Here is an 11,161-nt window from a genome sequence, read left to right as displayed (position 1 = left end):
CCTCAAGATGAGTCCGATGCTGAGGCTATAGGTGGCAACATCGGCGATATCGCGCCATGCTGAGCGGGTTTTCTTGCAAGATGACTCGGGTGCTAGTAGCTGCATCGCGTTGTCATGCCGTGCCATGCCATTCACTCAGGAATCATTTCGCATGCTGACATTCTATAGCTATCCCAATTCCCGCTCGTTACGTGTTGCCTGGGCACTGGAAGAGCTGGGGATCGAATATCAAATTCACAGTCTTGACCTCAAGAGCGGTGAGGGGCGTAGCCCTGAATATCTGGCGATTCATCCAGATGGCAAGGCCCCGGCAATCGTGGATGGTGAGCTGACCCTGTTTGAGTCCAGCGCCATTTGCCGTTACCTGGCAGCCCGTGAAGGCCGCTTGATGCCGCAAACGCTAGCCGGGCAGGCACAGCTTGATCAGTGGCTCAGCTTTCTGACTACCGAGCTTGAGCAGCCGCTGTGGACGTTGGCCAAGCACACCTTTGCGCTGCCGGAAGAGCAGCGTTGTGATGCAGTAAAGCAGACGGCGCAGTGGGAATTTCAGCGAGCGCTGGCAGCTTTGTCGCGGCGTTTTGATGGACGTGGCTGGCTGCTGGGTGATGAATTCACCGTTGCTGACCTCTTCCTTGCACAAACGCTGGGCTGGGCGCAGAAAGCAGGTCAGCCGATTCCCGAAGTGCTGGAAAAGTGGGCGACAGAGACGCTGGCGCGCCCGGCATGCGAGCGTGCACGACAGCGTGAAGCGCACGCTGCCAGCGAGCGGTAGAAGGCCTGATGCCAGCATCTACGTACCGAAAATGAGGTGTCACATTATCAAGTGATACAACGACTCAGTATTGAGTGAGTGAAATGGCTTTAAAAGGCTGCTGAAGCGCCAAGGCGCCATCCTGATATCAGGGTGGCGCCTTTTGCGTTTTTGGCCCGCAGCGAAGCTTGTGGAGTGGAGCGAAGAGATAAATGGCCCGCTCCATGAATGGGGAGAGTGCAGTCGGGTGAATCGCGTCACGACACTCGTCGTGAAGGCTGATTTTTATGATGCGATTGGCGCGGCGGAATTGATTGAGGCGCTTATTTCGCTATTTTGCATCATTTTATGATCCGAAAGATGGTTGTTTTTGTTTCGATGGATGAATTGTAATCTTATAAGGTGCGCTGGATGACTATCCAGGGGAATGCCCCGTGTATAGACGAGGAAAATCATGTGGTTGTGACGTGCAGGAGCTTTGTCTGACATGGCATTGGCTATACTTTGACCTATGCATTCATTTCTTCAATTTTTCGTATCTTAATATGATTCGATATGTGGTTTGTTGCAGATCTTTTTGCTATCATCTAGAGGAAAAGACCAATGGAGATAACGACTTATGTGGATCTGGCAGCAATCCGACTGGCCTCGTGGCCGATTGACGATCATGCCTCTGTTGGGAGAGCTGGCAGCGACGCAGGCAGTGATGTCGCCATTGGTTGCCCAAGGACAGCATCTCTACCCACGGCAACGGTTGCGTCTTGAAGCAACGCTGCTCAGTGAGGAGATGGAAGCGAGTGCCCAGTTGTCCGGCGTGGTACTGGGTCGGGCAGCTTTGCGAGATGCCCTTTATCAGGCGCTAGGGCTGGAAACCGGCCAGCAGGAAAGTCCACGCGGGCTGGCGCCCGGTGTTGAGGTATTTGCTGATGTCACGCTTGAGGTTGTTCGCACTGCGTTTCAGCCGCTACAGCAAGAGCAGGTGTTGGAATGGCATCGGCGCCTGGGACCTTTCCTGCCGCGCAGCAGTGGTCAGCGATTGGGCGAATGGCGTGCCGCATCCTATGAGGCGATCAGTGGACGCTACGGGATCAAACGTTTGCGTTATCGCGCGCCAGCGAATACGACAGAAGAGCTGGCTGAAGAACTCGCCGGTTTCTGGGCGCGTCTGGCATCGGAAGAACCGGATGTGGATAACTCGGGTGTCTTGAATGCGCTGCAGTTGCATGCGCACTGGCAGGCGCTGTCGCCGCTGGCACTGGGCAATGGCCTGATCGGGCGCCTGCTATTGATGCGCTGGCTGACGCGTATCGATGCGTTGGGCGCACTACAGCAGCAAGGTGAGTGGTCGGGGAAGGTGGGCGAGCAGCTCGGTGAAGAGGCGTTGGAGCAGCTGTGCTGGCGTCGCCAGTCATTGTTTGCGGTGGTTCTCGAGCAGCAGGATGCGCTGCGCGAGTTGGAGCAGCACTGTTTTGGAAAGCCAGAAGAATCTGCTAGTGGGCGCCAGTTGCCGCCGATGCTGGATCGCGCTTTGAACGGTGAGGCGGTGGAGACGTTGCCCGGCGACATGAATGTCTGGGTGCAGTGGTGGCTGACACGGTTGCGCGAGGGTGGGCGGTGTACCTCTTTCCACTATCAGAGAGTTCAGCGTGCCGAGAGGTTATGGCTGGAGCACGCCCGCACGCCACTGAACACACGTCAGCGTGAGCTGGTGCTGACGCTGTTGGAGCGTGATGATGAAGAGGGCGTTGGGCGTGCGGAATACCGTGCGTTGGTCACGACCTCAGATCCCACGGCGGCGCGTGATCTGGCAGATCTGACAGCCAAGCAGGTATTGGAAAGTTATGGTGTCGGCCGAGGCACGCGTTATCGCTTGCCGGTTTTCACGGGGCAAGGCTAGTGCCCAGCAAGTCCTCAGACGCTGTAAGGCAGTACGCCAGTGTAGATGGCAAAGAAGTGACAGGTGCTGCCGCCAAGCACGAACAGGTGCCAGATCGCGTGGTGATAACGCAGTCGTGTCATCAAGAAGAAGATCACACCTAGCGTGTAGGTGATGCCACCGGCCACCAGCAGAATCAGTCCGTTTTCGGAAAGCTGGTCTACAAGCATGGGTGAGGCAAATACGATCAGCCAGCCCATCAATAGATAGACGCTGACGCGTAGAGCGCTGAAGCGCTCCGGCCAACGCAGTTTGAGGAAGATGCCGCCGAGTGCGAGCGACCAGATGATGGCAAACAGCGTCCAGCCGGTCGGGCCACGCAGGTTGACCAGCAGAAAGGGCGTATAGGTGCCAGCGATCAATAGATAGATGGCGCAGTGATCCAGCAGCTGGAAGGCGTACTTGAGTCGCGGATGGCGGATGCCGTGATAAAGCGTCGAGGCGGCATACAGCACTACCAGCGTGACACCGTAGAGGCTGACACTCACGATCTTCCACGGATCGGCGTCTGCCGCGATGCTGGCCATCACGATGAGCACGACCATGCCGATCAACCCCATCACGGCACCGATGCCATGACTTGCGCTATGTAGCCACTCTTCAAGTTGGCTATAGAGCGCAGGGGACGGCTTATCGTCAATTATCTGATCAGTCTGTGTCGATGAGGGTGTGGATAAAGAAGAGGGCGATGAAGAGTCGTTGCGCATGATAAGACCTCTGACGCGGGTTCATCTCTAGATTACTCCTCCACCTGCAATTCCGTCATTTCACGCACGACAACCCTCTTGATTCCACGCGGCCATCTGGCAAAAAGCAGTGGTGTAATGGCATTAGCTGCGACGCTCAATATCCACGTCACTGGCTTGAGTGAAGTCACCCAGTGCCATCATGTGGCCCAGCTTGTCGGCCTTGGTCGAAAGATATTGTTCATTGTGCGGGTTCAGGCCGGTCGTGATGGGTTGACGCTCGCTGATGATGACGCCATCGCGAGTGAGTGCATCGACCTTGCGCGGATTGTTGGTCATCAGCTTGAGTGTGCTGACGCCCAGGTGTTCAAGCATCGGGACGCAGATATCGTAGCGACGCATGTCGGCCCCGAAGCCCAGACGCTCGTTGGCCTCGACAGTATCTGCACCACCATCCTGCAACTCATAAGCCCGAATCTTGTTGAGCAGCCCGATACCACGACCTTCCTGGCGGAGATAGAGCAGCACACCACGGCCTTCGGCTGCGATACGCTTGAGCGCCTCCTGCAGCTGATAGCCGCAGTCACAGCGCATGGAGAACAGCGCATCGCCGGTCAGGCATTCCGAATGCACGCGACCGAGAACAGGCGCACCGTCGTCGATCTCACCCAGTGTCAGCGCGATGTGGTCCTTGCCGGTCGTCTCGTCTTCGAAACCGTGCATGGTGAAGGTCGCCCAGGGCGTTGGTAGCCGCGAGGCGGCGATGAATCGAATAGTCACTGTTCACCTCAAGCGCCCGAGCACGTGCCGGGCTAAAAAAGCGCGAGCATGTCGTTTTCTCGAAGTGCACAGGCGCAAGTGCAAGGCATTCGGTGGACGGCATGCAGTCATGCGCCGAGTTTACCAGTCTGTGGCGCATGACTCATCGCTCAGTATGGAAAAGCGTTGTTGCCGACATCACGACAATAGGCGGGGCTCGCATCATCAAGGGCTATGTGATGTGAAGCAGGAAGGAGATTTGCAGGAATGCCAATGCATTTGCTGCATCGTGGCGATTGACGGGATTTTGCTCAAGCTCTGATAGAATGCCCCCACATTCCCGAGCTGATGTGTGATTCCGATGACCCTGAAGAATGATCGCTTCCTGCGCGCGCTGGCCCGTCAGCCGGTCGACCGTACCCCTGTCTGGATGATGCGCCAAGCTGGTCGCTACCTGCCGGAGTACCGTGAACTTCGCGGTCAGGCCGGTGGTTTCATGGACCTGTGCATGGACACCGCGCGTGCCTGCGAGGTGACGCTGCAGCCGCTGGAGCGCTTCCCGCTCGACGCTGCCATCCTGTTCTCTGACATTCTGACCATTCCGGATGCCATGGGCCTGGGCCTTTACTTCGAGACTGGCGAAGGCCCGAAATTCCGCAAGACGGTGCGTACCGCGGCGGAAATCGAGGCACTGAGCGTGCCGAATGTCGAGCGTGATCTCGATTACGTCATGCGCGCCGTCTCCACGATTCGTCGTGAGCTGAACGGTCGTGTGCCGCTGATCGGCTTCTCCGGTAGCCCGTGGACGCTGGCGACCTATATGGTAGAAGGCGGTGCCAGCAAGGACTTCCGCCATGTGAAGGGCCTGATGTATGCCAATCCGGAGGCCATGCATCAGCTGCTCGATACACTCGCGCAGGCCGTTACTGACTATCTGAATGCCCAGATCGCCGCCGGCGCTCAAGCTGTGCAGATCTTCGACACCTGGGGTGGCACGTTGTCCACGCCGGCTTATCTCGAGTTCTCGCTGCGTTATATGGAGCAGATCGTTGCTGGTCTCAAGCCGGACAGCGAAGGCAACCGTGTACCGGTGATTCTGTTCACCAAGAATGGTGGTCAGTGGCTTGAGCATATCGCGGCCAGTGGCTGTGATGCTGTCGGTCTCGACTGGACGACCGAGATGTCCAGCGCCCGCGCGCGCGTCGGCCATCGTGTGGCACTGCAGGGCAATCTTGATCCCAACGCACTGTTCGGTTCACCGGCGGCTATCCGCGCCGAAGTCGGCCGTATTCTCGACAGTTACGGTCAGGGCCCGGGCCACATCTTCAATCTGGGTCATGGCATCAGCCAGTTCACTGACCCAGGCAACGTCAATGCTCTGATGGACGCTCTGCATGAGCTGAGCCCTGCGTACCATCAGGACGACACCGCCAACGCCACGCCATTGGCACGTGGCTGACTCATGGCGTTGATGCAGAGAGAAAAGCGTAAGTGACACCTGTTGCGCAGCGCCTCGTTCCTCGCCGTGGCTGGGCGTTCGTGGCGCTGCTATGCCTGTTGCTGATCCTTTTCGGCACGCTCTCTCCGGGCGAGCCGCATCCGGAGCAGACCTTCCCGTGGGATAAGCTGCAGCATTTCTCGGCTTTTGTTCTACTCGCGCTGATGACACGGCTATCGGGAATTTCCAGCCTGATTATTCTGCCGGCACTGCTGTTGCTGGGTGTCGGTATCGAATGTCTGCAGCTCTTGATTCCCTATCGTGGGGCAGAAGTGCTGGATGCGCTGGCGGATTTCCTCGGCATTCTTGCCGGGCTTGGCTGCCACCTGGGCGGACGTCTGATGGCGCGCCTGAGCCGCCTGTGACGGGCCGTGTGCCAGGCCTCTACCCGCCAGAAGAGGCCTGGCGGGTGTGTCGTTGGTCATCGCGCGTCAGCCCCAGTGCCTCGAGATCGTGCACAAGCTCTTTCCACTCCGCGTGTCTTTGGCTATGGTGCTGCGCCTGAGTCCTGTTGATTGATCAGGACTGCATCGCCCGATGACGCGTGCGTCGATGATTCAGGCCTTGAGGGTCTGATGTCCCGTCCTCTTATTCATACCTTGATATCCGACTCCCGATATCCCTTGTGAGGGTTCTCATGACCGAACATCTCGATGGCTCCTGGTTCACCGAAATCTTCGACCGCCACGGCAGCGCCTTTTCGCTCAAGGTCAGCCACAAGCTGCATGACGAGCAGACGCCTTATCAGCACCTTGAGGTCTATGCCACCGAGACCTACGGCAATCTGATGGTGCTGGACGGCTGCGTGATGCTGACCGACCGCGACAACTTCCTCTATCACGAGATGATGTCGCATCCGGCACTGTTCACCCACGCGGCCCCCAAGCGTGTCGTTATCATCGGGGGGGGCGACTGTGGCACCCTGCGCGAGGTGCTCAAGCACCCGGGCGTGGAGAAGGTGACGCAGATCGATATCGATCCGGCGGTCACGCGTGCCTCCGAGCAGTTCTTCCCGGCGCTGGTCGAGTCCAATGATGACCCGCGTGCCGAGCTGCTGTTCGAGGATGGCGTCAAGTGGGTCGACAACTGCCCGGACGAGAGCATCGACGTGCTGATCGTCGATTCCACGGATCCGGTTGGCCCAGCGGAAGGCCTGTTCAAGACCGACTTTCTCAAGCGTTGTCACCGCATCCTCAAGCAGGGTGGTCTGATGGTGCAGCAGAGCGAGTCGCCGCTGTATCACACCGACTCCATCATCAAGGACCTGCGCAACGACATGGGCGAGGCCGGTTTTGATAGCGTCGCGACACTGCCGTTCCCGCAGCCGGTGTATCCGTCCGGCTGGTGGAGCTGCACGCTCGCTGGCAAGGGCTGTGATGTAAAAGCCTTCCGTGAAGAAGACGCTGCTGCGGCGACGTTCGCGCGCGATTTCTACACAGTTGAAGGTCATCGTGCCGCACTGGTGTTACCGCCCTTCATGCAGCGCCTGCTGGAAAAATGATCGATTTTCAGAGGCATTTAGTATGCCTCCAGGCGTGTCAGCGTTGATGCAGGCAGGTTGAGACATTGGTCGCAGCTGCCTGATTGAGCACTATTAGAAGAGCCCAAGCGGCCGTTTCGTCATGAAACGGCCGTTTTTATTTTGCACCGATATGAAGCGAACACGTCGTATAACGGCACCATCTACGCGCCAATCATGCCATACGATCTATGGCCTCCTTTATCAGCTTTGGCCTTTTTCACTGGACTTCAGGTGTTTTTCAAGCGTTGAACGTAGTGAATTACGCGATAGGCGGAAATTGGAACGCGGCTTGCTATTGTCGAGGGGTGCCATGCATAGCATTGCACTACATCCGTATCGGAGAGATTTCCGAGCGGACCCCAGACATACGCGAGGGATTCATGATGCATAACAATAAAAAGCCACTGCTGATCGCGAGTGCTGCCCTCTTGGCTGCCTCCGTGGCCAGTGGTGCCAGCGCAGCGACTCTGGATAGCGTCAAGGAGAAGGGTTTTGTCCAGTGTGGCGTCAGCACCGGCTTGCCGGGTTTTTCGGCACCGGATGATGCCGGCAACTGGCAGGGTCTCGATGTCGATGTATGCCGTGGTGTGGCTGCCGCGGTACTGGGCGACGCCAGCAAGGTGCGTTATATACCGCTGACGGCCAAGGAACGTTTCACTGCACTACAGTCCGGCGAGATCGATGTCTTGTCACGCAACACCACCTGGACCGCCACGCGCGATACTTCATTGGGCCTTAATTTCGCCGGTGTGAACTATTACGACGGTCAGGGCTTCATGGTCAGCAAGGACCTGGGTGTCGCCAGTGCCAAAGAGCTGGATGGCGCGGCAATCTGCATCCAGTCCGGTACCACCACCGAGTTGAATCTGGCTGACTACTTCCGCCTCAATGACATGACGTTCGAGCCGGTCGTTTTCGATACCTCCGATCAGACCGTCAAGGGCTTTGAAGCTGGCCGTTGTGACGTGTTGACCTCCGATCAGTCCCAGCTTTACGCCCTGCGTATCAAGCTTGCTGATCCGGCTGCCGCGATGGTACTGCCGGAAGTCATCTCCAAGGAACCGCTGGGGCCTGTTGTTCGCCAAGGCGATGATCAGTGGTTCAACATCGTGAAATGGACTCTGTTCGCTCAGATCAACGCCGAAGAGATGGGCCTGACCTCCGACAACATCGAAGCCAAGAAGTCGGATACCAATCCCAATGTCGCGCGTCTGGTCGGTGCCGATGGCAACTATGGCGAGGCCATGGGGCTGCCGGCTGACTGGGCCTATCAGGTCATCAAGCAAGTTGGTAACTACGGTGAGATGTTTGAGCGCAACGTCGGTACCGGTTCCGCGCTGAATATCGAGCGTGGCTTGAACGCCCTGTGGAGTAACGGTGGCATCCAGTACGCTCCGCCGGTTCGCTGATCCACAGACCGCTTCATGACGTGAAGTGGATTCTCTGTCTTGTGCAGCAGGCTGAGCAAGGACGCTGGCCAGGGAGAGATGGCCGCCAAGCTATCTTCCCTGGCCAGCGTCATTAAGGCACCGCCTGCCTTACCCATCGTGACCGTTTGAGCCATTCACCGAGTGCTGAGAGATAACTGATCTGCCGCTCGACAGGGTGGCAGGCAGAAGTCACATAGCTTTCCGGCGGAGATTGCCTGTATGACACACCCTGCTTCTCGCCCGCCGGCCAAGGTCAAACCGCCTTTCTGGCGTGACCCGGCCAAGCGAGCACTGATCTTTCAGCTGTTGATGCTGGGAGGCGTGTTCGGAGTGCTGGCGCTGATCGTCAGCAACACCCTGACCAATCTTGAAAGCCGTGGTATCACCACCGGCTTTGCGTTTCTTGATAACACCGCAGGCTTCGGCATTCTGCAAAGCCTGATCGATTATTCCGAGCAGTCCACCTACGGCGATACCTTTATCGTCGGCCTGCTCAATACCCTGCTTATCTCGGCCTTGGGCGTGATTGCGGCGACCGTGATTGGTTTCGTCATGGGGGTCGCCCGTTTATCGCCCAACTGGCTTATCTCCAAGCTGGCTGCGGTCTATATCGAGATTTTCCGCAATATCCCGCTACTGCTACAGATCTTCTTCTGGTACTTCGCGGTCTTGCGGGCGCTGCCTAGCCCACGAGGTTCGTTATCGCTGGGTGAGGCTATTTTCCTCAACGTGCGCGGGCTGTATGTGCCAGCGCCGATCGCAGGAGCAGGCTTCTCCGTCGTGCTGGCGGTCTTTGTACTGGCTATCGTGGCCAGCGGCGTCTTCATCTACTGGAATCGTCAGCGTCAGGCCCAGACAGGGCAGCGTCTACCGGCTGGCTGGATCTCACTGGGGATTATCATCGGCGTACCGCTGCTGGTCTTTGTGGTCATGGGAATGCCGTTGACGTGGGAGCTGCCGGAGCTCAAGGGCTTCAACTTCCGTGGCGGTATTACGGTTGTTCCTGAATTCCTCGCGTTATGGGTGGCACTGTCGGTCTATACCGCTGCTTTCATTGCTGAAATTGTGCGTTCAGGCATCGAGGCAGTACCGCATGGACAGACAGAGGTCTCGCGTGCGCTATCACTGACAAACAGCATGACGCTGCGTCTGGTGGTCGTGCCACAGGCACTGCGCGTCATCATTCCGCCGCTGACCAGCCAGTACCTGAACCTGATCAAGAACTCGTCGCTGGCGACTGCCATTGGCTACCCGGACCTGGTCTCGGTATTTGCCGGCACCACGCTCAATCAGACCGGTCAGGCCATCGAAGTCATAGCCATGACGATGTTGGTATATCTGACCATCAGTCTGCTGGTCTCCATGTTCATGAACTGGTTCAACGCCCGTATGGCGTTGGTCGAGCGCTGAGGGTCTGCCCATGTCGATTGAAAAGACCCCTTCACGGGTTACCGAAAAAATGATCGATGCACGCTCGGCACCGAGCGACAGCATCGGGACGATTGCCTGGCTACGTACCAATCTATTTGCCGGACCGATCAACACGCTGTTTACCCTATTCGCGTGCTATCTCATCTATCTGCTGATCGTGCCTAGCCTGCAATGGGCATTGATCGATGCAAACTGGAGTGGAACGACACGTGCCGATTGCACGGGTGAAGGCGCCTGCTGGGTCTTCATCAGTGCACGCCTCGATCAGTTCATCTATGGATTCTATCCAGAAGAGCTGACCTGGCGAGTCGATATCGTCTTTGCCATCTTCGCAGCGTTGGTGGCCTGGTTGGCAATTCCGAACATGCCTGTCAAAGGGCTGGTCGCCATTGCCACGCTGGCGGTGTTCCCTTTCATTGCCTTCTTCCTGTTGCACGGTGGCAGCTTTGGGCTTGAGGTAGTGGGTACCCACGAGTGGGGTGGCTTGATGCTGACGCTGGTGCTGGCGGTTGTCGGCATCGTGGCGGCACTACCGATGGGGATTCTGCTGGCGATGGGACGCCGCTCCGACATGCCGATCGTCAAGAGCATCTGCGTGGTGTTCATCGAGTTCTGGCGCGGCGTGCCGCTGATCACCGTGCTGTTCATGGCCTCGGTGATGCTGCCACTGTTCGTACCAGGCGAAGTCAATCTGGACAAGCTGGTACGCGCGTTGATCGGTATTACCTTGTTCCAGAGTGCCTATATGGCTGAGGTAGTACGTGGCGGCCTGCAGGCGATTCCCAATGGGCAGACGGAAGCGGGTGTGGCCTTGGGATTGGGCTATTGGCGCAACATGGGGCTGATTGTGTTGCCTCAGGCACTCAAGCTGATGATTCCCGGCATCGTGAATACCTTCATTGCTCTATTCAAAGACACCTCGCTAGTACTGATTATTGGGCTCTTTGACCTGCTGGCCATCGTGCAGGCTGGTTTGGCGGATCCCAAGTGGCTGGGATATTCCATCGAGGGGTACGCCTTCGTGGCGCTGATCTTCTGGGTCTTCTGTTTCAGCATGTCTCGCTACAGCCAGTATCTCGAGCGCCTGCTGCATACCGGTCACAAGAAGCGCTGATCACGGCGCCAAGGAAACTCTTATCATGACAACA

Annotated in this window: 10 protein-coding genes; 8 read left to right on the top strand and 2 right to left on the bottom strand. The window is 57.5% G+C overall.

All coding sequences use genetic code 11. From position 1 onward, the window contains the following. Positions 1-151: 151 nt before the first annotated feature. Together CFN46_RS11120 and CFN46_RS11115 are read left to right on the top strand one after the other, a co-directional pair. Positions 152-772, top strand: coding sequence for a glutathione S-transferase family protein (locus CFN46_RS11120; protein WP_088743572.1), 621 nt, complete (start codon positions 152-154; stop codon positions 770-772). Between the two features lie 598 nt (positions 773-1,370). Continuing rightward, complete coding sequence (locus CFN46_RS11115) at positions 1,371-2,648, top strand: DUF4172 domain-containing protein (protein WP_088743571.1); 1,278 nt, start codon at positions 1,371-1,373, stop codon at positions 2,646-2,648. A gap of 14 nt (positions 2,649-2,662) precedes the next feature. On the opposite strand, the gene CFN46_RS11110 is transcribed toward CFN46_RS11115, so the two are convergent. Both CFN46_RS11110 and ribA read right to left on the bottom strand, forming a co-directional pair. Continuing rightward, entirely contained in the window at positions 2,663-3,394 is a 732-nt protein-coding gene (locus CFN46_RS11110; protein WP_088743570.1) for a hemolysin III family protein, read from the bottom strand. A gap of 123 nt (positions 3,395-3,517) precedes the next feature. Beyond that, positions 3,518-4,153, bottom strand: coding sequence for a GTP cyclohydrolase II (gene ribA / locus CFN46_RS11105; RefSeq protein WP_024951518.1), 636 nt, complete (start codon positions 4,151-4,153; stop codon positions 3,518-3,520). 340 nt (positions 4,154-4,493) lie between these two features. Between ribA and hemE the strand changes: the two genes are divergently transcribed. The 6 genes from hemE (at position 4,494) to CFN46_RS11075 (ending at position 11,127) form a co-directional block, all read left to right on the top strand. Further along, complete coding sequence (gene hemE / locus CFN46_RS11100) at positions 4,494-5,591, top strand: uroporphyrinogen decarboxylase (protein ID WP_035159314.1); 1,098 nt, start codon at positions 4,494-4,496, stop codon at positions 5,589-5,591. A 32-nt stretch (positions 5,592-5,623) separates the two neighbouring features. Then, complete coding sequence (locus CFN46_RS11095) at positions 5,624-5,995, top strand: VanZ family protein (RefSeq protein WP_088743569.1); 372 nt, start codon at positions 5,624-5,626, stop codon at positions 5,993-5,995. Between the two features lie 272 nt (positions 5,996-6,267). Then, positions 6,268-7,131, top strand: coding sequence for a polyamine aminopropyltransferase (gene speE, locus CFN46_RS11090; RefSeq protein WP_088743568.1), 864 nt, complete (start codon positions 6,268-6,270; stop codon positions 7,129-7,131). Between the two features lie 404 nt (positions 7,132-7,535). After that, entirely contained in the window at positions 7,536-8,561 is a 1,026-nt protein-coding gene (locus CFN46_RS11085; RefSeq protein WP_024951515.1) for an amino acid ABC transporter substrate-binding protein, read from the top strand. 240 nt (positions 8,562-8,801) lie between these two features. Next, positions 8,802-9,992, top strand: coding sequence for an amino acid ABC transporter permease (locus CFN46_RS11080; protein ID WP_024951514.1), 1,191 nt, complete (start codon positions 8,802-8,804; stop codon positions 9,990-9,992). Positions 9,993-10,002: 10 nt separating this feature from the next. Then, positions 10,003-11,127 (top strand): amino acid ABC transporter permease, encoded by a 1,125-nt coding sequence (locus CFN46_RS11075; RefSeq protein WP_035159272.1) that lies wholly within the window; start codon positions 10,003-10,005, stop codon positions 11,125-11,127. Positions 11,128-11,161 lie beyond the last annotated feature (34 nt).

This window comes from Cobetia sp. QF-1 (assembly GCF_002213105.1).
Lineage (GTDB): Bacteria > Pseudomonadota > Gammaproteobacteria > Pseudomonadales > Halomonadaceae > Cobetia > Cobetia crustatorum.
The sequence above is the reverse complement of the archived record's forward strand: the minus strand, read 5'-3'. Positions and strand labels throughout refer to the sequence as shown.

Coding starts and splice junctions, on each gene's coding strand:
- CFN46_RS11120 (WP_088743572.1), top strand. CDS start 152: ATGCTGACATTCTATAGCTATCCCAATTCCCGCTCGTTACGTGTTGCC.
- CFN46_RS11115 (WP_088743571.1), top strand. CDS start 1,371: ATGTGGATCTGGCAGCAATCCGACTGGCCTCGTGGCCGATTGACGATC.
- CFN46_RS11110 (WP_088743570.1), bottom strand. CDS start 3,394: ATGCGCAACGACTCTTCATCGCCCTCTTCTTTATCCACACCCTCATCG.
- hemE (WP_035159314.1), top strand. CDS start 4,494: ATGACCCTGAAGAATGATCGCTTCCTGCGCGCGCTGGCCCGTCAGCCG.
- speE (WP_088743568.1), top strand. CDS start 6,268: ATGACCGAACATCTCGATGGCTCCTGGTTCACCGAAATCTTCGACCGC.
- CFN46_RS11085 (WP_024951515.1), top strand. CDS start 7,536: ATGCATAACAATAAAAAGCCACTGCTGATCGCGAGTGCTGCCCTCTTG.
- CFN46_RS11080 (WP_024951514.1), top strand. CDS start 8,802: ATGACACACCCTGCTTCTCGCCCGCCGGCCAAGGTCAAACCGCCTTTC.
- CFN46_RS11075 (WP_035159272.1), top strand. CDS start 10,003: ATGTCGATTGAAAAGACCCCTTCACGGGTTACCGAAAAAATGATCGAT.